We start from the raw sequence: 26127 nt of genomic DNA on the forward strand, positions 1-26127 counted from the left end.
ATCATAGAGGGGGTAACAAGGCAGGATTTGGTATCATCGGTGATTGGCGAGCGATCGACTCCTACTTCCATGTCTTGAAAATAGCTATCCACCTGATGTCCACAAACAGGTAGCAATAATTACCACAAATTTACGAACAGGAGCTCAAAAACCCGGTTTGTGCATCCATATCTCTCGGACATATCCACGATATTTCGGATAAAACGGCTTTTTTTGCCTTAGTGCTACACGGAAAATTAAATGGTTACGATTGCTACCTTGCAGAATCCGTTGACCTAATTTCACCCTTGGCTGTTGATAATTCATCCTCTGGAAATAGACATACCCTGTATCGATGAGGATGCTCAAAAGTTGGCTGCTGATAATTCATCCTCTGGAAATAGACATACCCTGTATCGATGAGGATGATCGAAAGTAGGCGGTTGATAATTCATCCTCTGGAAGTAGATGTACCCTGTATCGATGAGGATGCTCAAAACTTGGTCGATTGTAGCCTGGAAAAGCAAAATCTATGGTTTAAATTGGGACACGACGCCGGCGAGTACACAACAGTTTCGCTAACAGGCAATTGTTCCAAATATAAAGGTAGAGTATTCCATCATTTTTTTCGGTAAAGTAGATGTTCGGTAATTTTTGGGGCTGATTCAGTCCTGGAGGCAACGGTCATCGGTAATCTTGAATATTCTGGTGGATCAGATCAGTTTTTTGAACAATTTTTAGAGGTTCTAAAACTGTAGAACACCTTATTCATAAAAATTTGAAACAAAACTCTTCACACGTAAGTACATAGTAACTGATAATTAGCCTATCCGCAAATACTCGTAGATGCAATCCCTTATATAAGTTAGACCTTTTAAAGGGGGACGTCAATAGTTTCGGAAGTAATATCTGCGATCGCCTAACCGATGCCTTCTATATAAATTAGAACGCCCGTTTATAGTTGAGTTTATAGGAGTATAAAACCTAATTAAAATCCGGGTTGATTCCCCCTCAATCTCTTGGCAGTTGAAAGCCTTTAAAGTTATACTATACAAGCTTTTTACTCACCTAATTAGAACAATAAATTATGGGATTTGTAACCGGATTTATTGAAAAAAAAAAGATGCGATAGTCATTAGTCATCAGTCATTAGTTATAAGTCATCAGTCATTAGTTATAAGTCATACAGCATATTGCAGGTTCATCAAGTAGAGTCTTAATCGTCCGCGTGCGTGGCTGCGAGTTGAGCTCCCACAAGAGAATTTGCAGATAGCAGTCAACAGTCAACAATCACCTCATATCAATTCCTCTCTTCATCGGAATTATTCATTTCTCTCCGATCTCTCTGTGTTCTCTGTGGTTAAATCATTCCGATGCAACCGAAAACGATATGACAGTAAAACCCCGACTTCTGAGGGTGAAGTCGGGGTTCCAAGGCCAGTTATCCAAAATCATGCAACAGTAGCTTGAGGGTGCATCGCCCTCTACAATCCTCCCTAGGGATGATGGGAGATGTCTCACAGAGATCGCATTTTCTGTTAAACAGGCGCTACATCCATCACCAAGTCCATCATCGAAGCCGTACTCTCAACCTTAGCAACATCCAACAAAGTCTTCAAAACAGAATCAGGATTCAAACTAATCGAATCAATTCCCAACTCAACCAAGAACCGAGCAAATTCAGGATAATCACTAGGGGCTTGACCGCAAATTCCAATCTTGCGGCCGTATTTTTTCGCCGCTTTAATTGCAATTTCCACCATCCGCTTCACAGCTTCATTCCGTTCGTCAAAAATGTGCGCGACTAAAGCAGAATCCCGGTCTAATCCCAATGTTAGCTGAGTTAGATCGTTAGAGCCGATCGAGAATCCATCAAATACCTGGGCGAATTCATCAGCAAATATGACATTGCTAGGTAATTCGCACATCACATACACCTGTAAGCCATTTTCGCCCTTGACTAAACCGTGTTTCGCCATCTCCGCTAACACCTTTCGCCCCTCCTCCGGGGTGCGGCAAAATGGAATCATCGGAATCACATTTGTCAAGCCCATTTCATTGCGAACTCGCTTCAGAGCCTTGCATTCCAAAGCATAAGCTTCGCGATAATTCGGGTCGTAATAGCGAGACGCACCACGCCACCCAATCATCGGGTTTTCTTCCTTGGGTTCAAACTGTCGCCCTCCTAACAGATTAGCGTATTCATTGCTCTTGAAATCGCTCATCCGCACGATGACAGGATTGGGATAGAATGCAGCGGCAATGGTGCCAATTCCGTGGGCTAATTTGTCGGTAAAGAAATCGGGCTTGTGTTCGTAAAGCGCTGTGAGTTTGGCAATTTCGCGTTTGACGGATTTATCTACTAATTTGTTAAAGTGAATCAGTGCTAACGGGTGTGCTTTAATGTGATTGGCAATGATGAATTCCAGTCGCGCCAATCCCACACCGTCGCAAGGAATTGCTGATAAACCAAAGGCTTCTTCGGGGTTGCCGACATTCATTAAGATTTGAGTGCGAGTGCGGGGTAAATTGTCGATCGCACTTTCTTGTACTACAAACGGCACCAAACCAGAATAAACTTTACCTTCCTCTCCTTCGGCACAAGAAATAGTGATTTCTTGACCATTCTTTAAGAGTTTTGTCCCATCGCCAGTGCCGACAATTGCCGGAATTCCCATTTCTCGCGCAATGATTGCTGCATGACAAGTGCGGCCGCCAGAGTTGGTGACAATCGCACTGGCTTTTTTCATAATGGGTTCCCAATCCGGGTCTGTTTTGTTGGTAACTAAAACTTCCCCTGCTTCAAATTCCGCGATTTCGCTAACTTCTAAAATTACGCGGGCTTTCCCTTGTCCAATGGCCTCGCCCACAGCCCGTCCCTTCGCCAAAATAGCGCTAGAACCTTGCAGTTTGTAACTCCGCAAAACCGTAACTGATTTTTGAGATTGTACTGTTTCCGGTCGCGCTTGGACGATGAATAATTCGCCGGTATTGCCGTCTTTTGCCCACTCGATGTCCATGGGCGTGGGAGTTCCGCGCACTTGGGAGTAGTGTTCTTCTATTAATACTGCCCACTGTGCTAATTGCAGAATTTCGTCATCGTTAATGGCAAATTTTTCCCGTTCTGTGGTTGCTACTGAGACGTTTTTGGTGTATTTGGAACCGCCAATATCGTACACCATTTTAATTTTTTTGGTGCCGAGGCGTTTGTCGAGAATTGGGCGGAAACCTTGTTTCAATGTTGGTTTGAAGACTAGGTATTCGTCGGGGTTGACGGCCCCTTGAACGATGTTTTCCCCCAATCCATAGGCTGCGGTGATGAGGGCGGCGTTTTTGAAACCGGTTTCGGTGTCGATGCTGAACATGACACCGGAGGATGCTAAGTCCGATCGCACCATTTTTTGCACACCTACTGATAAGGCCACATCAAAATGGTCGAAGCCTCGGAGTTGACGGTAGGAAATCGCTCTGTCGGTGAATATGGAAGCGAAGCATTTGTGGCTGCATTCGAGCACGCTGGTGCAGCCATGTACGTTGAGGTAGGTTTCTTGTTGTCCGGCGAAGCTGGCGTCTGGTAAGTCTTCGGCGGTGGCGGAGGAACGGACTGCTACATCTGTACTCTCGCCATAGCGATCGCACAATTTATCGTAAGCGCTGGCGATCGCCGCTTGCAAGTCTCGCGGAAACGGCGTTTCCAGAATCAGCGATCGCGCTTGCTTGCCTTTTTGGCGCAGGTTGTTGACATTTTCGACTTCCAAGTCAGCAAAAAGTTCGCGCAGTTTACTATCTAAACCCGCCGACTCGATGAAGTAGCGGTAAGCGTATGCTGTAGTTGCAAACCCGTTGGGAACATTCACTCCTTTGGGAGTTAGCTGTTGAATCATTTCCCCCAAGGAAGCATTTTTGCCACCGACTAAGGGGATGTCAGCGATGCCGACTTCATCGAACCATAATATTAAGGCTTTGTCTTTGGGAATTTGAAGCTGCTTTTCTGGAATTGCTAATTTGTGGGTCATTGCTTTTTCCTCTACTTTTTAGCTCATTTCGGTCAAAGGACAGCAAAAAGTTTGAACTTAGTTTTCTTACGAAGTCAATCTCTAAATATCCCGACTTCTTGATTTTTCCGTCACTATTTATTAGCTGTATCCTGCCTGCTAATCATTCACTCCCATGAATTACTCACCTTAACAGCTAATATTTTCTCCAAGTAAAACTATTTTAATTATCACTAAAACCTTGATCCCCGGCTCCTCAAAGTGAATTTAAGTGTATTTATGCACAGATCGTGCCAGAGGCTTTCTAGCTCAATATCGTTTATGGCCTCTATTTATAGATTATCACTTTTTTGGGAAAACACAATAGACCAGAGAAAATTTTCCTGGGTTGCCACAAGTAAAAAGATGGCAGCGACTAGGAAATATCAGCTATCATCAAGCAAAGACAAAAGAACTAGGTCACAACCCCCGTATTCATCCCTCCTGTGGATTTTCATGGGACGATCGCTTTTAAAGGTGTGTCAACGATTTTCTTACTTAGGAGAGAGAGTCGCCAATTTCTGCTGAGTCAGAGAGAATTCAGTCAAGCAGTTTTAAACTATTCCTAGTTGTATATTTCAGCATTGAATTGCTTATATGCTATAATGGTTACTACGACTGCTTTACGATAAAAATCTGGGTATTTATGATATCAGTTTTGAACCCAACCGCAGAGCGCCATGGCTTTAAGGTTCTCCTCGTCGAAGACAATCGGGCCGAAGCTGAGCTGATCGAAGAATTATTATTAGAAACCAATGTTTCCCGATCGTTGCCCCAAAGGCTATTGATAAGTCGCGCCGATCGTCTCAGTAAAGCACAGGAGCTTTTACTAAAGGAAAAATTTGATGTCATATTACTAGATCTGTCACTGCCGGACACCCAAGACTTAAGTACAATTGTTAAAATTCAAGAATACAGCGTCAATACTCCGATCGTGGTGCTCACGGCCAGCAACGATGAAGAACTAGCCGTGCAGTCGATCCAAACAGGAGCTCAAGATTATCTAGTCAAAAGAAAAATAGACAGCGAAGTGTTAATGCGATCGCTGCGTTACGCAGTGGAAAGACAACACAACCAAGAAGCTTTGCGAAAAAGTGAAGCAAAATATCGATCGGTAGTGGAGAATTGCCTAGTCGGAATCGCCATTCTGGCAGCGCCAGTTTCTCCCTCACAACCAGAAAAATGTGAGTGGTTGGAAGTCAACGATGCTTTGTGCAATTTGCTGGGATACGAGCGCGAAGAACTGTTGCAGTGTAATTGGGAGAAATTGACTTTTCCTGAAGATTGGCAAGCTAGTTCCGAGCAGCTCAAGAAAATTTTAACAGGTAAGAGTCAAGGTTACGTTTTAGACAAAAGATGGCGCAAAAAAAACGGTGGAATAGTTTATACTAGAGTGTCGCTGCGCTGCATCCGCAGCCTAGACGGGTCGATCGATCGGATGATTAAAGTGGTCTTGGATGTGAGCGATCGCCACCGCTATGAAGTTCAACTCAAAGCATCTCGACAATTTTTAAAGCACACGATTAATGCGACACCAGACCCAATTTTTGTCAAAGACGAACAACACCGTTGGGTAGTATTAAACGATGCTTTTTGCGAATTAATGGGAAAACCGCGAACAGAACTTATAGGTAAATGTGGATATGACTTTTTACCGGAAGAAACAGCTAGCTTGTTTTTACAAAAAGACGCAGCGGTATTGAAAACAGGAATCCCTGATGAAACCGAAGAAAAATTTATAGATAGCAGCGGTAAAAAAAGAATTATATCTACCAAAAAGATAATTTTTAAAACAGCCGAAGGCAGTAAAATGTTAGTAGGTACTATCCGAGATGTCACCGAGTACAAGCGGCAGCAAATAGCATTGAGGCAAACCCGCTCTCGGCTGGAAAAAATGACAGCTAACGTACCGGGAATGATTTATCAATTCCGCATTAATAAGGATGGAGAAAAAAAATTTTGCTACGTTTCTTCCGGTTGTAATGAAATTTACGAATTAGCACCTAAACAGCTAGAACAAAATGCAGAATTGGGTTTTGAAAATATTCATCCAGATGACCTAGAAGAGTTCCACAAATCAATAATAAAATCGGCGAATACGCTGCTGCCATGGCATCAGCAGTGGCGGCAAATTATGCCGGACAAAGTGAAGTGGCTGCAAGGCGCTGCCAAACCGGAAAAGCAAGCCAATGGCGATTTAGTTTGGGATGGCTTGGTGATGGATATCACCGAATTAAAACAAACTCAAAAAGAGCGCGATCGCTTCTTTAATATTTCCCTCGATTTACTTTGCATTGCGGGTTTAGACGGCTATTTCAGACGCTTAAATCCTGCTTGGTCAAATGCTTTAGGTTACAGCGAAGGGGAACTTATAGCCAAACCTTTTATAGAATTTGTGCATCCCGAAGACCGAGCAATAACCAGAGCTAAATTGGAAACACTCAAAAGTGGCAACCCAGTTATTAACTTAGAAAACCGCTACCTTTGCCAAGATGGTACTTATAAATGGCTGTCCTGGACGGCATCGCCCTTTGGTGAAGAAGGTTTAATTTATGCAGTGGCCCGCGATGTTACATTAAACAAGCAAGCCGAAGCAGAATTACGCAAAAGTGAAGCCACCAATCGAGCCCTTTTAAACGCCATACCCGACATGATGTTTCGCTGTCGCGCCGATGGCACTTTTGTAGACTTCAAACCTGCAAAAGAACCGAATATTATACTTAAAGAAAGTATTTTTATCGGCAAAAAAGTCCAAGACATTTTACCGTCGGTTTTTGCTGACAAGATCGTATCTGGTAACAAACAAGCGATCGACAATGGTGAAATTCAAATCGTAGAATATCCCATGTCAGTTAATGGTGAACTGTACGATTTTGAAGCCAGAATTGTATTTTGTAGCGATGACGACATTATCGCGATCGTCCGTAATATCACCGATCGCAAACGTTCTGAGTCCGCCATCCAGCGACAAGCCGCCGCCATGTCCGCCGCTTCCGAGGGCATCGCCATCATCGGCGCCGGCGGAGAGTTCATTTATTGCAACGCAGCTCAACTCAAAATGTATGGTTGCGAATCTCCCGAAGCCATGTTCGCTCAAAGCTGGAAAATATGCTATGAAAGTGCAGAACTACAAAGGTTGGAGCAAGAAATCCTCCCCGCTTTAACCACAAAAGGATATTGCAACACCGAAGCCATCGGATGTCGCAGCGACGGCTCCAACTTTCCTCAAGAACTGTCCCTGACTATGCTGGCCGGGGGCGAAATTATTTCCATTGTACGAGATCTTTCTGCTAAAAAACAAGCCGAACTAAAACTACAAGATAGTCAGCGGTTCGCTGAAAAAATTGCTGAAGCTAGTCCTAATATTTTGTATGTTTACGATTTGATTGAACATAAAATTATTTATACTAATGCTTCCATTTCTCACGTTTTAGGCTATACAGTAGAAGAACTTCAGGCTATGGGTGTGGAGATGATTTCTCAATTGATGCACCCGGAAGATTTGAGCAAAATTCCTGATTATTTACAGCAAGTAGAAACAGGTGGCCAAGGCGATATCTTTGAAGTTGAATACAGAATGCAGCATAAGGATGGTTCTTGGCGCTGGATTGTCAGCCGAGATACTGTATTTATGAAAACCCCAGCCGGTCAATTAAAACAAATTTTGGGCGCGGGAACTGATATTACTGAAAGTAAGCAAACAGAAGATGAAATCAAGTTATTGTTAGCAGCAACTCAAGCAATTAGTCAGTCCCCAGACTTCGAGAGCGCGATCGCCAATGTTTTGCGCTTTTTGTGCAACGCCATAGGCTGGAATTTTGCCGAAGCTTGGATACCTGCTGCTGATGGCACTGTTTTAGAACACAGCCAAAGTTGGTATGCTAGCGACCCGACTTTGCAGGCCTTTGGACGTGAAAGCCATCAGTTTGTATTTGGACTGGGCGTCGGACTACCGGGGCGCATTTGGCTGACTAAACAAATGGAGTGGAGAGAAGATATATCTGATGGTGTAAATCCCGTTTTCTCGCGATGGGAACTGGCAAAAGAAAGTGGATTAAAAGCTTGTTTCGGCATCCCAATTCGCGCTGAGGGAGAAGTGCTGGCAGTTTTAGTATTTTACCAGCGGAACCGCTCGCCTCTAGAGGGCCGTATAGTAGATTTAGTAAAAGCAGTAGCCACTCAATTGGGTTCTCATATTCAGCGCAAACAAGCCGAAGAAGAATTAAGGAAAAGCGAAGAACGCTGGCAGTTAGTTCTGAAGGGAAATCAAGACGGAATTTGGGATTTCAACCTCCAAACTAATGAAGTTTTTCGCTCGGCTCGCTGGAAGGAAATTATCGGTTACTCAGAAACGGAAATTGACACTAACAACCACGAATGGACTGAGCGAATTCACCCGGAAGATGCTTGGCGCGTGCAAACTGCTATCCAAGATTACCTCGATCGCAAAACCCCGAATTATGCCTCTGAATACCGTCTGCTATGCAAAGACGGCAGCTACAAGTGGGTACTAGCCAGGGCCCAAGCAGTGTGGGACCAAGCCGGAAATCCCCTGCGGATGGTGGGTTCCATGACTGATATCAGCGATCGCAAACAAGCAGAACTAGAGCTGTTGAAAGTTACTCAAGCCGTTGAAAGTACCAGCGACGCGATCGCGATTACCGACTTGAAAGGACGCTCTATTTACCACAACCAAGCATTCATTCAACGGTACGGCTACACAGTCGAAGAACTCAACACGCTTAATGCAGCCGAGGCGATGTACGTCCAACCTAAAATTTATAAACAAATCTATAAAACCCTTCGCACAGGCCTGTCATGGAGCGATGAAATTGAACTAAAAACTAAGAATGGTGAAGCAGTAACTACTCTGGTGAGAGCAGATAACATCAAAGATGACAATGGGAATTTTATAGGTTCTGTGGGAGTAATTACTGATATTAGCCAGCGCAAAAAAGTCGAAAAAACTTTGCGCCAGCAATTAAATCGAGAGCAACTGGCAGTCGCCATGCTCGAACGCATTCGGGGTTCTTTAAACTTAGAAGAAATTTTAACCACAACTGTGGAAGAAGTCCGGCTATTTTTGCAAGTAGACCGCACAGTGATTTACCAGTTTACTCCTAGTTGGAGTGGGTTTATCGCTGTGGAGTCGGTAAAGGAAGATTGCATGGCAATTGCGGGAAGGGAAATTTACGACCCCTGTTTTGGCAAAGCCTACGTTGACCTTTACAAAGATGGCAGAATTAGAGCTACAGATGATGTTTACAACGCTGGTATCGCTGAATGCTACTTGAATCTGTTAACTGAGCTACAGGTCAGAGCTAATCTGGTAGTACCGATTTTGCAAGGCGAAAATTTGTGGGGGCTGTTAATTGCCCACCACTGCACAGACTCCCGTCCTTGGCAAAAATTTGAGGCAGATTGTCTGCAACAATTGGCCGTGCAATTGGCGATCGCCATCCAACAATCTACTTTGTTTCAAAAGGCGCAAACTGAAATTGCCGATCGCAAACAAGCAGAAGCCGCCCTGCAATTAGCTAAAGAAGCCGCTGAAGCTGCTAACCGCGCTAAAAGCGACTTTCTCGCCAATATGAGCCACGAATTGCGGACACCTTTGAACGGCATTTTAGGATACATTCAACTCCTCAAAAACGATCGGAATTTAACAACGGAACAACTGGATATCCTGACTAACGCTCTACAGTGTGGCAATCACTTACTGACGCTGATTAATGACATTTTAGATCTGGCAAAAATAGAAGCTAATAAAATGGAACTGTCTGTGAGCGAGGTAGATTTTAGAAATTTAATCAAAAACATTGTTGACTTGTTTAAGATGCGTTCCGATCAAAAAGGAATTGCATTTAATTACGAGGAGCTATCTGTTCTGCCTAACTACGTTTTAGCTGATGAAAAAAGAGTCCGACAAGTTTTGATTAATTTGCTCAGCAATGCTGTTAAGTTCACCGATCGTGGTGGAGTGACATTGAAAGTCGGTTACGTGGATAATGTCGCTGAATATGCCAGTCCCATCAACTCCATAAATTCCAGTTTAACGGCGGCAAATCGTGATGGAATGGCAACTTTGACCCCTAATCTAGAACCACAGAAGCAGTCCATCGCCCCTGGTGACGCCACAGAAGCACCAAACTTAGCAAAATTACCACCAACTAAAATCCGCTTCCAAGTCGAAGATAGCGGCATTGGTATCAGAGAGAACAAATTAGCAGAAATATTTTTGCCCTTTCATCAAGTGGGCGATCGTAGCAACGTGGTGGAAGGTACCGGATTGGGCCTTTCCATCAGTCAAAAAATAGTAAACATGATGGGCAGCCAAATTCACGTCGAAAGTACCTCCGACATAGGCAGCATTTTTTGGTTAGATATAGATTTGCCCGCCGTCGCCCAGTGTTCAGAAATCCCCTCTCCACCCGAAAAACATCGGATTGTTGGTTTCGTAGGCCTCAAGCGCAAAGTGTTGGTAGTAGACGACAACGAAGCAAATCGGGCAATGCTGCATAAAATGCTCTCTCGTTTGGGCTTGGAAATTGTAGAAGCCACAGACGGCGAAGACTGTTTGCACAAAGCACTGGAATTTCAACCGGATCTAATTTTAATGGACTTGCTGATGCCAGTAATGGACGGCTGGGAAGCTACCAGGCGGCTGCGACACTTGCCGGAATTAAAAGATGCGGTTATCCTTGCTTTGTCTGCTAGTGTTTATGAGACTACCAGGCAAGAGAGCATACTTGCAGGCTGCAATGGTTTTCTCAGTAAGCCTCTTCAAAACAACGAGCTTTTAGAATCGTTGCGAGTTAATTTGGGACTAGAATGGGTTTACGAAGACGGAGCATCGGCTAACAAACGCAAAGCTCCAACCCCAAAAACAGCATCAGACTTGGCTGCTGCGGACAAGATCCCATCTCCCGCCTGTGAGTCAGTCTTGGCTTTGTTAAGACTGTGTGCAATGGGCGATATAGAAGCTATTCTGGAGGAAATTGCTAAACTTGAAAATTCTGACCCGAAATTAGTGCCTTTCGCTCACCACGTCCGCCAACTAGCTAAGGGATTTCAAATCAAGCAAATTCGATCTTTTTTGAAGGAACATTTGTCTTAGGATTAAAGTTATGTAAAACTTTGTAAGTTGACAGTCAAGATTGTGACCAACAAATCAAAATCATTCGACGGGGATTTTAATTCACAAGTCACACTTCACAAGTCAAAATTCACAACTATACTATTCAACTTGATTTTTTTCCTTGAATATGAACGATAAAAATTCCGAAAGAAGCATTATACTAATTGTCGATGACAACCAGACCAATCTGGATGTACTTTTCGAGTTGTTGAGAAATTATGGGTTTAAGGTATTAGTAGCCCAGGACGGCGAAAGTGCGATCGAGCAAATTGAATATATCCATCCAGACCTGATCCTTTTAGATATCATGATGCCGGGAATTGACGGGTTTGAAACTTGCCGTCGCTTGAAAGCAGACCCGCCGACGCAAGACATTCCCATCATATTTATGAGCGCCCTTTCCGATACCCTTGACAAAGTAAAAGGCTTTCAAACAGGAGCAGTTGATTACATCACTAAGCCGTTCCAGCACGAAGAAGTATTGAGCCGAATTGAAACTCACTTGACTATTCGTAGTTTACAAAAAAAACTCGAAGAAAAAAACGAAGAGCTTGCTCACCTCAACCAAAATCTCGAAAGACTTGTCGAACAAAAAAGTAAGCAACTCATCGACCAAGAAAAAACTGCCATCATCGGTCGCTTGACTCAGGGCATGGTACACAACTTGAAAAGTCCGCTGCAAGTTATGCAGACTAGCGTCGATCTCATTGAAACAAAAGCCACAAAAATTAACGACTACTCGTTTTTTAGTTACACTAAGTATATTTTACAAGCCATCACAAAAGTCAATCAGATTATGGACACTCTGATGGTGAAAAGCAGAAAGGAGCAAGAGCAAGATTTGCAGCCTGTGAATATAAACGAATTAGTGCAGCGAGAGATTCAGCTATTGGAAGGAAATCTGTATTTTAAAAATAAAATCAAGAAAAAATATTTTTATGACGATAAAATGCAAAATATTCCCTTAATTTATTCCTATATTTCTCAAGTATTTTACAACTTAATAAATAATGCAATGGATGCTATGTGGGATAAAAAAAGCCGAGAACTAACTATTGTGACTCGACAAGATGAATCGAAAATTTATCTGGAGATTGCGGATACTGGATGCGGGATAGCACCAGAAGATTTGTCAAAAATATTCGATCCTTTTTACACATCAAAACCCGCTAAAGGCGAGGAACAAAAAGAGGGTGAACCCACAGGAACTGGTCTGGGACTTTATACTTGTATTGAACTGCTAAAACCTTTTAAGGGCGAGATTGCTATTAGCAGTAATCTCGGCAAGGGTAGCATATTTACAGTTGTGTTGCCAAAACGGCAGTAAGATTGAAGACAGAAGGAGGCAGAAGCAAGAAGGAAGAAGGAAGAAGAACCCCCCCTACCCCCCCAAGGGGGGAACCAAGAAGGAAGAAGTCATCCCCCCCAAGGGGGGAAGGAAGCAGTAATCAACCCATAGGAATGATGGCAATTATTGCCGATCTCACAGAACTAAAACGTACAGAATCCGCCTTGAAACTTAGTCAAGAAAGATTGCAATTAGCAGTGTTTGGCAGCTCCCTGGGGCTGTGGGATTGGAATATTGCTACAGGCGCTACTTATTTTGACTCGCAGTGGAAAGCAATGATATCAAATCCGGTAACATCGGAATTATTCATCTCTCTTATCTCCCTCTGTGTTCTCTGCGTTCTAGTAAGGTTAAATCATTCCGATGCAGCCGGAAACGATATGATTGGTTATGAAGAAAATGAAATTGAAAATAATGTTAAATATTGGGAAGATTTGCTACATCCCGAAGATAAAGTCAAGGTGATGGCAGCTTTAAATTCATATTTTGAAGGGGAAAATGATATTTATAAAATTGAATTTAGGATGCTAAATAAATCGGGAAATTGGCAATGGATTATGGCTTTGGGTAAGGTAGTAGAATACGACGAATGGGGCGCACCACTGCGGATGAACGGCACTCATCAAGATATTAGCGATCGCAAACAAGCAGAGTTTGCTTTGCAGGAATCGGAAGCGCGAGAACGTTCCAAAGCCCTAGAATTAGAAACAGCAATTAAGCAGCTCAAAACAACTCAATCTCAGCTTGTGCAAAATGAAAAAATGGTAAGTTTGGGGCAGTTAGTTGCTGGTGTAGCTCATGAAATAAATAATCCTATCAGCTTTATTCACTGCAATTTAGGACCAGCTCGTAGGTATACTTTTTCTCATTCAATTATAGTCGATCGACATGGTGGCAAATTGAGCTGTAGTTCCACGGTGGGAGAGGGTTCGGAGTTTTTGGTTGAGATTCCAGTCCAGCAAAATTTAACCTAGAGGAATTTGGATTGATATATTGGTTATGAAAAGCCGATAATTTTTTACATGAAATTGCATCTCAGTGTCACAATAAAAACAGCAAATGTCAACTTACCCCTTGTCAAGTTATGACTGGTTCTCCCAGGGAAGCTAAATTACCCAAACAAGCCCCGATCGCCAATTTTTCAGATGTCGGCGAAAATTCTTGGCGCGAGTGGGCAGATCTAGTACCAACCATGCTGTGGATAGCAGATGCAGATAGCAATTGTCATTACTTTAATTCTCAGTGGACAGAATTTACAGGGCTTAGTCAGGAACAAATTTCAGCCCGCGGATGGACGCAAAACATCCACCCCGAAGATTTAGATAGCTGGGAACAAATATATGCAACTGCTGGGAATTCCCCTAGCAAATTCCAGAGAGAATACCGCCTAAAAAGAGCCGACGGCGAATATCGGTGGATTGAAGAAACAGTAGTTCCTAAATTGACACCAGCAGGTAAATTTCAAGGATTTATAGGTACGGCGACGGATATTAGCGGACGTAAAAAAGCCACTAACGAACTCTTAGAATACCAGCAAAAATTAGAAGAAACTCAAAAAGTTGCCCATATCGGCAACTGGGAATTCGACCTCACTACTGGCGAAGTTACTTGGTCTGATGAATTAAAAAGAATTTACGATCTAGAAATAAACGCACCAACACCAAGTTATCCAGAACTGGTGCAACAAATTCATCCTAACGATAGAGAACGCTTTCAACAAACTATAAACGACGCCATCGCCCACCGCCAACCCTACGAAATTGACCACCGCATTTACCGTTTAAACGGAGAAATGAGATATCTAATCGGTTGGGGACAAATTGTCCAAAACCATCAAGGGGAAGTCATCAAATTATTCGGAGCAGCCCTCGATATTACCGATCGCAAACAAGCAGAATTAGCCCTGCAAATGAGTCAAAAACGCCTCCGTGCCGTTGTCAACAATGCACCCATAATTTTGTCTTGCATTGACCGCCGAGGCATCTTTACACTTTCGGAAGGAAAAGGGTTAGAACCTTTAGGATTAGTTCCAGCACAAGTAGTTGGCTTATCGGTTTACGGACTGTACGAAAAGTACCCCCAAATTATCGAAAATATTAATTTGGTTTTGGCTGGCGAAGAAAAAATTTGGTCTGCCGAATTCTCTGGTCACATTTACGAAACTCGTGGCACCCCAATCTTCGATGAAAAAGGAGAAATTCCAGGATTAATTGCTGTTTCTGTGGACATCACGGAGAGGGCGCGAGTTGAAGAAGCTCTCAGGGAAAGTGAAGCAAGGCTACGCTTAATTCTCGAAAATATGCCAGTCATGCTCAGCGCTGTTGATGCCGAACGCAATATCATAGTCTGGAACCGAGAATGCGAACAAGTTTTGGGTTACAGTACATCAGAAATGGTCGCCAATCAGCAAGCGATACAACTACTAATACCTGATTTTCAATACCGTCAAAAAGTGTTTAAAGAAATTGTCAAACTAGAACATAATTTTCGAGATTTAGAACTAGAAATACAGGCTGCTGACGGGAATGTAAAAACAATTGCTTGGTCTAATATTTCCGCTGAATTTTCGGTTCCAGGCTGGGATTTTTGGGGAATTGGTGTCGATGTTACCGAGCGCACAGCAGCAGAAATGGCACTGCGAGAATCCGAAGCTAGACTCAGAGAACAAGCAGTGGAATTAGAATTAGCTTTTAACACTCTCGGTAATACCCAAGCACAGCTCGTCCAAAGTGAAAAAATGTCTTCCTTGGGTCAATTGGTTGCTGGAGTCGCCCACGAAATCAATAATCCTGTCAGTTTTATTTTTGGTAATATTACCTATGCCAAAGATTATACCAAGGATTTGCTAAAAATTCTGGAACTTTACCGTGTAGCTTACCCTAAACCTACGGCAGAAATTGAGGCAGAACTTGAAGAATGCGAATTAGATTTTATCCGTGAAGATTTGCCGAAGCTGTTGGATTCCATGGAAGTTGGAGCCGAGAGAATTCAGGAAATTGTTAAATCTTTACGGACTTTTTCTCGCCTTGACGAAGCAGAATTTAAGGCGGTTAATATTCATGCAGGCATTGACAGCACTTTGATGATTTTGGCTCACCGTTTGAAGCAAAAACGGGAACAAGCTACTATTTCGCTAATTAAAGAGTACGGCAATTTACCCTTGGTTGAATGTTACTCTGGTCAATTAAATCAGGTGTTTATGAACTTGTTGAGCAATGCGATCGATGCTTTGGAAGAAAAGGCTAAAGAACTGGAATCGGCTGATGCTCAATCCTCTGTTTATACAATTAAGATTCACACAGAAGTTGTGGAGGAGGAGCGGGTGAGAATTACGTTTACAGATAGCGGTACTGGCATTCCCGAATCAGTAAAGCAACGGTTGTTCGATCCTTTTTTTACTACGAAACCTGTGGGAAAAGGTACGGGATTGGGATTGGCTATTAGTTATGAAATCGTAGTTGAAAAACATCACGGAACTTTGGAGTGTAATTCTCAGTTAGGGGTGGGGACAGAATTTGCGATCGAAATACCGATTCGTCAAGGGATTTTAGATTTGTGATTTCAGATTTTAGACAGTCAAGGGATTTGAGATTTCAGATTGAAGAAACGGACTCTAGGGATAAATCTGGGGGTTTGTTAGCCGAGGAGTGAGGGTTGCTGCTGGCGTGACAAATGCGGTTTTTGCCTTCAGTTTTAGCTTGATAGAGAGCACTGTCAGCACTGTGAATTAGGCTGTCGGGAGAGCGATCGGGAGCAGGAATCGTGGTAGCAATCCCACAACTGAGGGTAACGTAGGGATCGATTTCCGATCGCGCGTGGGGGAGTTTTAGCGCATCGAGGCAATCGCAAATTGTCCGGGCGACAACGTGGGCTCCTTCGGCTCCAGTGTTGGGTAGTAGTACGGCAAATTCTTCGCCACCATAACGGGCTGGCAAATCTCCAGCCCGCTTGACAGCAGAGGCGATCGCCCCAGCCACTTGATACAAGCAGTCGTCGCCGGCAAGATGCCCGTAAAAGTCGTTGTAAGATTTAAAAAAGTCGATGTCAAGCAGGATTAAAGACAGTGGCAATTCCTCTCTTGCTAGCCTACGCCACTCCAACATCAAAATGCGATCGAACTGGCGGCGGTTAGCAATCCGTGTCAGTGCGTCTGTAGTTGCTAGTTGCTGCAATTTTTGGTTGGCAATTGCTAACTTGCAGTAAAGTTCAGATTGTTCGATCGCGATCGCCACTTGATTTGCCAAATGTGTTAAAAATTCTATTTCCCATGCCTGCCACTGCCTAGCTCCAGTACAATTATATGCTGTCAGGATTCCCCACAAATAATTTTTATTTTCTGTACCCGACTCAGATTCATTTTTGAGCATTCTCTGCGGTGTCCCACCACACAGCAGCGTCATTAAATCTTCGGGATAATCCTCCTCTTGTTCTTCTTCCCCCCTAGAGCCTGAAGATATTTTCTTTGTCGCTTCCTTGTCTTCAAATTGCCAAATTGGAACGCTTAAAACTGCTGCAATTTCACAATCAGTCAGCAATTTTTTACAACTACCCGTCAATTCCGTCCCACTCACATCAGATATTGCTTGTACCGACTGAGACTCCGCCAAAAAAAGACAGGATACCGCCAAAGCAGAACAAATATTTTGGTTTTCAATATAACCTTGTGGCAATCCGTCACCTGCGACAATCTCACATTTTTGCTCTTCGCTGTCGAGTTGTGTCCCAGAATTGTGACAGCGATAAATTAAAACCCGGTCTGTTTTCAGAAATTGACGTACTTCTGCCACGGTACTGTGGAGAATACTTGTAACGTCGATGGACGATCGAATATTTTCGATCATTTTAGCCAAAAGTCGCTCTCTTTGGGCTTGTTGTCGCAATTGTTCCTCTATGCGTTGCCGTTCGATCGCATAGTGGATTGCCCGCACCAGAAGAGTTCTATGAAATCTGCCCTTCACCAAACAATCTTGAGCGCCCGATCGCAATACTGACAGTGCCGTATGTTCATCATTCATATCTGTTAGTACCACAATTGGCACTGTGGGCGATCGGGCTTTCAGCATCGCGATCGGATCGCTTCCCTCCAAACAATCTTCCACGGACAAATCTAATAGTATGGCATCAAACTCTGCTGTTTGCAGACATTGTATTCCCTGCTCCATAGACTTAACAATTTCAAGAAGAAATGTAGCGTCACTGAATGACCCTAAAAGGTCTTCAATCAGAGTCGCATCTGCGAGGTTATCCTCCACCAACAAAACTTTTATCGAGTGGTTAGACGTTAACACAACTATAGCAATTCGAGCGGGTTGACAACAACTATTTAGAAATTCTAACTAATAACCGACATAGCCACTAGCAATAGAAACCATCTCATTTTTGGAAACCTCCCCTAGGGAAAATTGGATGGGGGCAGAAAACTTTGGGCTTTACTCAGAGATTAATTCCCCGAATCCTTACCCCTACAACTTAGCTTATAGAGCCTCCGACGGGAGCGAAACGATTTCAAACCAATACTGACACAAAGTCTTCATTACTTCAACCAATCCTTCAAAAGTCACTGGTTTGGATATGAAAGAATTCGCACCCAAGCGGTAACAAAGCAAAATATCTCCGCTGCTTTGCGATGTAGTCAGTATCACGACCGGGAGATGTTGCAAGTCGGGGTCCGATCTAATCAAAGTTAGTGCTTCTGGCCCGTCAAGCCTCGGCATATTCAGATCTAAAAGTATCAGGTCGGGGAAGCGCCAATTGCTAGCCTCGGCATAGGAGTCGCGACAGTACAAATAGTCTAGCACTTGTTCCCCATTTTCCACAAATTCGATTCTAATTGCTATGGGAATCTCTCGGAGTGATTCCTGCACGAAAAAGCGGGTATCTTCGTCATCATTAGCCATTAAAATAGTGAATGTTTTGTTTTGATTATTCACTGCTTTGACTCACTACCAACGAATGCTGTGACCTGGTATAAATTGCACAAATATCCGAGGATATGCCAATATCTGTTGTCCTAATTTTGCTGGTTTGACCAACCAGGCTGAGTGTGTGTAGCAAAAATTCTTTTGTTTGCCTTGCAGGCAAACCTTTGTCATTAATGCTTGTTTCACTTAGCATTTCTTTAAAAAATGCACAACCCACACAACTAGAACTATCGCCAAGGCTTGCCTCCGAAATATACTCTAAATTACTGTAGGGGAAAGTCAGATACTCTCGATACAGTTGAAATAAATTGAAAATTATGCCGTGCACCGCTGATGTTTAACTTTTACAAGATTTGAGTTAATAAATTGATTATGAACTCTTTATTTGTTTTTTGTCATCAGTAAATATGCTACATTTTGATCGCAATTCTGTAAAGTAAATATAAATAATCCCCCAAAATCACTAAATAAATTACTATTTCCTTTCTGTTGCTTCCTCCATCCGGATTTTTAAGGGGAGCCAAACCGCAGCAGCTTATAGCTTATAGCTTATAACTTCTACCTTCACTCCCCTACAGGAAGACAAAAATAAAAAATCGCTCCTCGATTGGGTACTGATTGCACCCAAATGCGACCGCCGTGGCGATCGACAATTTTTTTACAAATCGCCAAACCAATACCCGTTCCCGAATAGTTTTTTTGAGTATGCAAGCGCTGAAAAATCTGAAAAATACTCTCCTGATACTGTTCTGCAATACCAATACCGTTGTCCTCTACAGAAAACAGCCAGTTATCCCCCTGTCGGGAAACACTTACGTGAACCATCGGTCGATCGCCCCCCCGGTACTTAATAGCATTGCCAATTAAATTCTGAAATAGTTGCACTAATTGACAACTATCAGCCACAACCATCGGCAAATCCGCCCTACTAACAATAGCTTGATTCTTACGAATAGCCCACTGTAAATTAGCACAAGCATCCTCAAAAACTAAATTGCAATCAGTCAACCCAAAAGGTTTCTGGCTTCTGCCAATTCGTGAATATTCCAGTAAATCATCAATCAAGTTTTGCATCCTTGTACAAGAACTAATTATATTACTAATAAATTTATAAGTTTGAGAATCAAATTGGTCTTGACAGCGCCTTTCTAATAATTTAGCGTAACCCGAAATCGTTCCCAAAGGTGCTTGCAAATCATGGGAAGCAATATAAGCAAACTGTTGTAATTCTGCATTAGATCGACTTAATTCTTGAGCATAGCGAGTGAGAGAAATTTCTGCTTGTTTGCGTTCGCTAATATCCCGAAATGTGACAGCCAAACCGTCATTTAATTTGACAGCGACAATGTGCAGCCAAGCACTGAATTTGCGATTGTGTTCGTAATAAAATTCTCGCTCTAAAGTTTCTCCTGTTTCTACCACAGAAACGTAGACATCAAATAGACCATTTTTGCAGACTTGAGGAATTTCTTCTAACAAATACTTTCCTATTAAATCCTGAGACACCATACTCAGCATTTTTTCCGCAGCCCGGTTCAGCAAAATCCATTTGAAATCAACAATATTTCCCTGACTGTTGCGAACAGCAGAAAAAGCTACCACACCGTCTAGGGAACTATTCAAGACGCTTGCTAGCAATAATTGCGACTGTTGCAGTTGAACATTTTGCTTTTTTAATTGCTGTTGCAGTTTTTGTAAATCAATTTGCTTTTCGATTCTTGCTAAAATTTCTTCCACTTGAAAAGGTTTAGTAATGTAGTCTAATCCGCCCACTCGAAAAGCTTCTATTTTATCGTTAATATCATCTAACACGCTTAAAAAAATCACCGGAATCTGCGCTGTTTCTGGTATTTTTTTTAGCCTCTCACAGACTTCATATCCGTCCATTTCTGGCATTCGGATATCCAACAAAATCAAATCAGGAGCATAGGCGATGGCAGCATTCAAAGCTAGTTGTCCAGAAATAGCTCTGTAAACTTGATAGCCATGAGAGCTTAGTAAATTAGATAAAAAACGCAGATTAATCGGTTGATCGTCAACCATCAATATTTTAATTCCGCTATTATCCATTTATTCTAAAATTGATTGAGTTAAATTCACTATTCTGTCAAGTCGGTAATCCTCAAGTAAATCTTTTAAAGCATTAGCTAAAGTTGGATGACTTTCGGAAATGCGATCGACAACTTGAATCACCAACTCTTCATTAACATCATTAGCAGCTTCGTCCAGTTCCTCTAACCAACTTTTAGGCATCTCTGCCAACAGTGGTAAAAAAAATGAATCGGGTTTTTCGCCGTTCAAATAACGCCTCCCTCCCACCCCAAAAGGTACAGACAACTCTTGATAAATATAGCGCACTCCCAAATAGTGAGCAATCTTGTCAAAAATGATTTGTTCTTGAAAAGGTTTACGCACAAAATCGTCGCAGCCTGCTGCGATAATTTCGCCTCTTCTTTCCTCAAAAATGCTAGCAGTCAGAGCAATAACTACAGTATGCGATCGAGTATTTGTCTCCCTAGCTCTAATTTCTGCCACAGTTTCAAAACCATTCATTACTGGCATTCGCGTATCCAGCCAGATTAAATCCGGCTGCCAATTTTCCCAGATTTCAATTGCTTGTCTACCATTTTCAGCTTCTCTGACTTCAAAGCCAATGGGTGCGAGCATTTTAATTAGCAGCAGTCGATTTTCAGTATTATCATCCACTGCTAAAATTCGATAAATTCGCTGCTCTGGTTCTAGCCCCAGCACCCGTTGCAATCTCGTGATATTTACTTCCGAGGGAGCCACCGCACAGAGTTTAATATTAAATTTAAAAGTAGTTCCCTCACCTAAAATACTACTTACTTCAATATTACCTCCCATAATTTCCACGTATTTTTTGGTAATATTTAACCCCAAACCCGTGCCGTCAGCAGCTTTTTTGCCAGCTTCTGTTTGCACAAAAGCATTAAATAAAGTATCCATTTCTTCGGCTGCTATGCCAACTCCAGTGTCTTGAACCTCAAAAAATATTACACATCGTTCGTTGGAAATCGAGTTAGAATCAATTTCTGTTTCTTCTGACTGGAATGGAACTGTTTCCAGACCCACTCTTAGCAAAATTTCACCACCGTTTTCAGTAAATTTTATGGAATTTCCCAGCAGATTAATTAAGCAGACGCGCAGTTTTTTTTCATCGGTTTTAATATATTGGGGAACCTGGGATTGCACGGAAAATTTGAGGTGCAAATTTTTAGTTTCCGCTTTGATTTGAAACATCTCTTCCAAAGTGTCTAAGAGTTGATACAAATCAAAACTACTTTCATCTAAGGCAACTATCCCAGCTTCAATTTTTGACAAGTCTAAAACATCATTAATTAATTCCAGCAAATGTTGACCGCTACGGTTAATGATTCTGAGATTTTCGATATTTTCATTACTCAGTAAAGAATCACGACTCATTACTTGACTAAAACCCAGAATCGCATTCAGGGGAGTCCTTAATTCGTGGCTCATATTGGCAACAAATTGACTTTTTGCTTGAGAAGCTGCGGCTGCTTGTTCTTCGGCTTTTTTGCGTTCAACTATTTCTTTTTGCAGTTGATTATTGCGAGCGATTAGTTCTTTTTGTAATCTTTTTATAGTCAGTTGGTGTTCAACTCTTGCTAAAACTTCTTCTACCTGAAATGGTTTGGTGATGTAATCCACCCCACCAATTTGAAAGGCTTTTACTTTATCTAAAACTTCATCTAAAGCGCTAATAAAAATCACAGGAATTTCTGCTGTTTCCCCATCGGCTTTGAGTTTGGCACAGACTTCGTAGCCGTTCATCTCCGGCATTTTGATATCGAGTAAAATTAGATCGGGAGAACCAGATTTGGCAGCTCTAATTGCCATTTTACCATTGATTACGCCCCGAACTTTATATCCGCGATCTAACAGTGTGGCTGATAAAACGTGCAAATTTTCTGGAGTGTCGTCAACAATTAATATGTTGCCTCTATTCTCTTTGGTAATATTTTGAGTCATCGATTGTTGATTTTTGTTATGTAATTGCCAGTATAAAAAAGTTATCAATTGGATATCATAGCACAAGCTGTAATTATTCTGGCATATTTCTAATTTTAATAATTTCTCAATTCTTCAATTAAATCAATAATCCGATCGCACCGGAAGTTATTAGCCAGTTCTGCGATCGCGCTGCCGAAATTAGCATGAATAGGAGGAATCGCCAAAATTAACCGGAAAATCCAATCATTGTCCACTTCTTCCGCCGCCTCATACAATTTATCAATCCATTCACCAGGCATCACTTCAAAGGACGAAGCACTCAGCGTAAAAGGTAAATCCGCTGTTCCCATATTTTCATTTTCACCCATTTCGCCACTAAACAAACCCCCAGCAAAGTGACTACCGTCAGAATTACCCGCAAGTTCGCGATCGTAAACATAGCGGACTCCCAGATATTTTGCCATCTTTTCCAGAATCACCTGCTCTCGAAAAGGCTTCGCGACAAAATCATCGCAACCCACAGACAAAATCACCGATCGCTCCTCATCAAAAGCACTAGCCGTCAAAGCAATAATTACGGTGGCTTGACCTTTCAAATGCGCTTTGATCCGTTTCGTAGCTTCATAACCATCCATCACGGGCATCCGCATATCCATCCAAATCAGATGAGGTTCCCAACTCGACCAAACCTCGATCGCCTGAACGCCATTTTCCGCTTCACGAACCACAAAACCCAAGGATGAGAGCATTCTCACTAGCAACAAGCGACTTTCCAGGCGATCGTCAACAGCCAAAATTCGGTATTCCGGCTGTCCCGGCTCAATACCGACGACACGACGAGCTGTTTGGGTTATCTGAATTTCCACTGTATCAGGGAGAGAAACTTTAATATCAAACTTAAAAATGCTGCCCTCACCCACAGTGCTCACCACACTCATTTCCCCTCCCATTAAATTCACAAACTGTTTGCTGATTGGCAAGCCCAAACCAGTTCCTTCTTGAGCTTTTCTCCCGCTTTCAGTTTGTGCAAAAGGTTTAAATAAACTATCCATTTCTTCAGGAGAAATTCCCGGTCCCGTGTCCTCTACTTCAAATAGCAAACAGCAATCATTAATCTGTGGTGAATTAGTAAGTGTATACTCGCTGTTTAATATTTCATGTTTAATCCTTAAATTCACCCCACCCTCCGAGGTAAACTTGAGGGCATTACCAATAATATTAATCAAAACTTGGCGCAATTTACTTTCGTCTGTTTCTATATACTTAGGCAAAGTTGGCGCACCATCAAAAATCAACTGCAATCCTTTTTTTTGTGCTTGAATTTTCAGCATTTCTTCTGTATTAGTTAGCATTTTTTGCAGATCGAAAGTGCTGTTGTTAAGTGTCACCAGCCCCACTTCAATTTTTGACATTTGCAAAATATTATTAATTAAAATCAGCAAATGTTCCGCACTGCGGATGATAATACCTAAGTATTGCTTTTGCTCTTCACCCAAGCCTGTGTCGCGAGATAGCAGTTGACTGAAACCCAGAATCGCGTTGAGAGGAGTACGCAATTCATGACTCATATTCGAGAGAAACTCACTTTTGGCTTTGTTGGCTCTGTCCGCTTCTTCTTTTGCTTGTCGCAAAGTGATTTCTGCTTGTTTTCTTTCCGTAATATCACTGGCAGTACCTGTCGCACCCATGACATTTCCTTCGGAGTTTAAATGGGCGATCGCCTTGGTATTTATATCAATTATTCTGCCATCTTTACCTAATACAATACTTTCATACTGAAATACTGAATTACCAGTCAATAAATACTGCTGAAGTTCCAAATCGGGAGCTGTTGATTCCGGTGCAAAAAAATCGCTAAAAGAACAACCAATCATTTCTTCAGGTTCATAACCATAAATCTGTTTTACTGCTTGGTTGACAAAAGTAAGGTGTCCTGTCGCATCGCAAGACCAAATGATATCTTGCGAAGTTTCGACTAAGTGCCGATATTTTTCTTCACTTTCAACCAGGGCAATTTCTGCCAACTTGCGCAGAGTAATATCCATCAATGTTGTGAAGATATTTGTCACTTCTCCTTGCGGGTTTACCACTGGTTCTCCTCTGGCTTCGATGTAGCGAATAAAGCTTCCTTGATTGGTTTGGGAAGGTAAATTACCATCGGTAATTATTGATTCCGGCTGCAAAATTCGATATTCCAACGTGTATGGTTCCCCAGTAGTCATCGCAGCATTGATGCTGCTTTGCCACTTTTCTAGATCGTCTGGATGAACGTATTGAGCAAACTCAGCTACTGTGGGTGCTGGCTGGCTTGAATCCAGACCAAAAATGCGGGATAATTCTTCGGACCAAATAGTTGTGTTTGTGGACAAATCCCATTCCCAATTGCCGACGTGGGCCAGTCTTTGGGCTGCGGCGAGAGAAGTAGCTAAAGCTCGGAGTTTTTCTTCTGCTAATTTGCGATCGCTAATATCCTGACTGACAGAAATTACGCAGGTTTCATTATTAATTTCAATGATTTCTGCTGACAATAAAGCCGTCCTTATTTCGCCGTTTTTAGTTCTAAAATTCAACTCATAATTACGTACTATTTCTTTTTCTTTTAAGATTAAAAATAAGTTGTTTCTAGCTTCTTGGCTGACCCAAATATTCAAGTCAAGAGCAGTTCTACCAATTATTTCGGCTGGCGAATAACCTATGGTTTGGCAAAAAGCATCATTGATTTCCAGGTGGCTGCCATCTTTAAGTCTGGTAATCGTAATTGGATTAGGAGAAGAACGAAAAGCTTTAGCAAACTTTTCTTCCGAAAAACGCAATTGTGCAGTCCGTTCTTCTACTAAACTTTCTAATTCTTGATTTAATTTTTGTAGTTTAGTGTTTTGTTCCGCTAATTGTTTTTCCATAAAATAGCTATTAATCGCTTCTTTTACGGTCAACTTCAAGTCTTCTGACTGCCAAGGTTTCGCTATGTAGCGGTACAATTTGGCGTGTTTAATAGTATTCGCTACTGCTTCCAGGTCTGCTTGTCCTGTCAGCATAATTTTGATAGTTTTTGGTGAAATGCGGTGAATCTGTTTTAGTAACTCGTCCCCTTTGATATTAGGCATCAAATAGTCGGAAATCACCGCCACAATTTCACTTCCCTCTGCAAGCAGTTCCTCGGCCAATTCCAAAGCGTCTTCGCCACCTTCAGCAGTTTCTAATAAATGTTCTTCTCCGAGGGCTTTTTTTAACTCAATCTTTAAACTTTCAAGGATTATAGGTTCGTCATCGACACAAATAATCACAGGTTTGTTGTTCATGCTTTTGCTAAACCAGATTTTATTGTTTCTACTAATTCTTTGCCATCCCAGGGTTTATATAAACATCGGTGCAAATTTGCTTGTTTTTTTACCCGTTCTATGGCTAAGGCATCGGCTTGACCCGTCAAGATGACTTTCACAATGTTCGGATATTTTTTGTGGACATCTATCAAAAATTCATCTCCTTTAATACCGGGCATTAACCAGTCAGATACGATTACCAAAATATGACTGGCTTCGGCTTCTTCTTCAATTTCCTGAATAATTTCCATAGCTTCATCGGCATTTTCTGCTATTTCATAAAGGTAAGTATCCCCAAATTCTTTTTTTAATTGGATTTTTAAACTGTTTAAAACAACTGTTTCATCGTCAACACACAAAATTACTGGTTTTCTCATAAACTTTTATCCCTGTG

11 protein-coding genes are annotated in these 26127 nt (G+C 42.1%); 4 read left to right on the forward strand and 7 right to left on the reverse strand.

The window, feature by feature from the left end; translation table 11 throughout:
* Positions 1 to 1517: 1517 nt before the first annotated feature.
* Entirely contained in the window at positions 1518 to 3995 is a 2478-nt protein-coding gene (gene ppsA, locus AAFP11_RS02595) for a phosphoenolpyruvate synthase (protein WP_341735611.1), read from the reverse strand.
* 664 nt (positions 3996 to 4659) lie between these two features.
* On the opposite strand from ppsA, the gene AAFP11_RS02600 reads away from it, so the two are divergent.
* The 4 genes from AAFP11_RS02600 to AAFP11_RS02615 all read left to right on the forward strand — a co-directional run bounded on the left by AAFP11_RS02600 (position 4660) and on the right by AAFP11_RS02615 (position 16058).
* The gene (locus AAFP11_RS02600) at positions 4660 to 11130 is read left to right on the forward strand and encodes a PAS domain S-box protein (RefSeq protein WP_341735612.1); all 6471 of its coding nucleotides are present in this window, start codon (positions 4660 to 4662) and stop codon (positions 11128 to 11130) included.
* Positions 11131 to 11278: 148 nt separating this feature from the next.
* Positions 11279 to 12478: a response regulator gene (locus AAFP11_RS02605; protein WP_341735613.1), complete on the forward strand. Its 1200-nt coding sequence runs from the start codon at positions 11279 to 11281 to the stop codon at positions 12476 to 12478.
* A gap of 134 nt (positions 12479 to 12612) precedes the next feature.
* Entirely contained in the window at positions 12613 to 13473 is an 861-nt protein-coding gene (locus AAFP11_RS02610; protein WP_341735614.1) for a PAS domain-containing protein, read from the forward strand.
* Between the two features lie 110 nt (positions 13474 to 13583).
* A complete protein-coding gene (locus AAFP11_RS02615) occupies positions 13584 to 16058 on the forward strand; it encodes a PAS domain S-box protein (protein ID WP_341735615.1) in 2475 nt (824 codons plus the stop codon).
* A 34-nt stretch (positions 16059 to 16092) separates the two neighbouring features.
* On the opposite strand, the gene AAFP11_RS02620 is transcribed toward AAFP11_RS02615, so the two are convergent.
* The 6 genes from AAFP11_RS02620 to AAFP11_RS02645 all read right to left on the reverse strand — a co-directional run bounded on the left by AAFP11_RS02620 (position 16093) and on the right by AAFP11_RS02645 (position 26110).
* Entirely contained in the window at positions 16093 to 17787 is a 1695-nt protein-coding gene (locus AAFP11_RS02620) for a diguanylate cyclase (RefSeq protein ID WP_341735616.1), read from the reverse strand.
* 186 nt (positions 17788 to 17973) lie between these two features.
* Positions 17974 to 18429, reverse strand: a complete 456-nt coding sequence (locus AAFP11_RS02625; protein WP_341735617.1) for a response regulator — start codon at positions 18427 to 18429, stop codon at positions 17974 to 17976.
* A gap of 555 nt (positions 18430 to 18984) precedes the next feature.
* Positions 18985 to 20490, reverse strand: coding sequence for an ATP-binding protein (locus AAFP11_RS02630; RefSeq protein WP_341735618.1), 1506 nt, complete (start codon positions 20488 to 20490; stop codon positions 18985 to 18987).
* Positions 20491 to 22431: a response regulator gene (locus tag AAFP11_RS02635; protein WP_341735619.1), complete on the reverse strand. Its 1941-nt coding sequence runs from the start codon at positions 22429 to 22431 to the stop codon at positions 20491 to 20493.
* Positions 22432 to 22526: 95 nt separating this feature from the next.
* The gene (locus AAFP11_RS02640; protein ID WP_341735620.1) at positions 22527 to 25712 is read right to left on the reverse strand and encodes a PAS domain S-box protein; all 3186 of its coding nucleotides are present in this window, start codon (positions 25710 to 25712) and stop codon (positions 22527 to 22529) included.
* Entirely contained in the window at positions 25709 to 26110 is a 402-nt protein-coding gene (locus AAFP11_RS02645) for a response regulator (protein WP_341735621.1), read from the reverse strand. Before AAFP11_RS02645 ends, AAFP11_RS02640 begins: the two co-directional genes overlap by 4 nt.
* Positions 26111 to 26127: the final 17 nt, after the last annotated feature.

It is taken from the genome of Microcoleus sp. CAWBG640, assembly GCF_020883015.1.
Classification (GTDB): domain Bacteria; phylum Cyanobacteriota; class Cyanobacteriia; order Cyanobacteriales; family Microcoleaceae; genus Microcoleus; species Microcoleus anatoxicus.

Coding starts and splice junctions, on each gene's coding strand:
- AAFP11_RS02640 (WP_341735620.1), bottom strand. CDS start 25,712: ATGAACAACAAACCTGTGATTATTTGTGTCGATGACGAACCTATAATC.
- ppsA (WP_341735611.1), bottom strand. CDS start 3,995: ATGACCCACAAATTAGCAATTCCAGAAAAGCAGCTTCAAATTCCCAAA.
- AAFP11_RS02635 (WP_341735619.1), bottom strand. CDS start 22,431: ATGACTCAAAATATTACCAAAGAGAATAGAGGCAACATATTAATTGTT.
- AAFP11_RS02605 (WP_341735613.1), top strand. CDS start 11,279: ATGAACGATAAAAATTCCGAAAGAAGCATTATACTAATTGTCGATGAC.
- AAFP11_RS02610 (WP_341735614.1), top strand. CDS start 12,613: ATGATGGCAATTATTGCCGATCTCACAGAACTAAAACGTACAGAATCC.
- AAFP11_RS02600 (WP_341735612.1), top strand. CDS start 4,660: ATGATATCAGTTTTGAACCCAACCGCAGAGCGCCATGGCTTTAAGGTT.
- AAFP11_RS02615 (WP_341735615.1), top strand. CDS start 13,584: ATGACTGGTTCTCCCAGGGAAGCTAAATTACCCAAACAAGCCCCGATC.
- AAFP11_RS02645 (WP_341735621.1), bottom strand. CDS start 26,110: ATGAGAAAACCAGTAATTTTGTGTGTTGACGATGAAACAGTTGTTTTA.
- AAFP11_RS02630 (WP_341735618.1), bottom strand. CDS start 20,490: ATGGATAATAGCGGAATTAAAATATTGATGGTTGACGATCAACCGATT.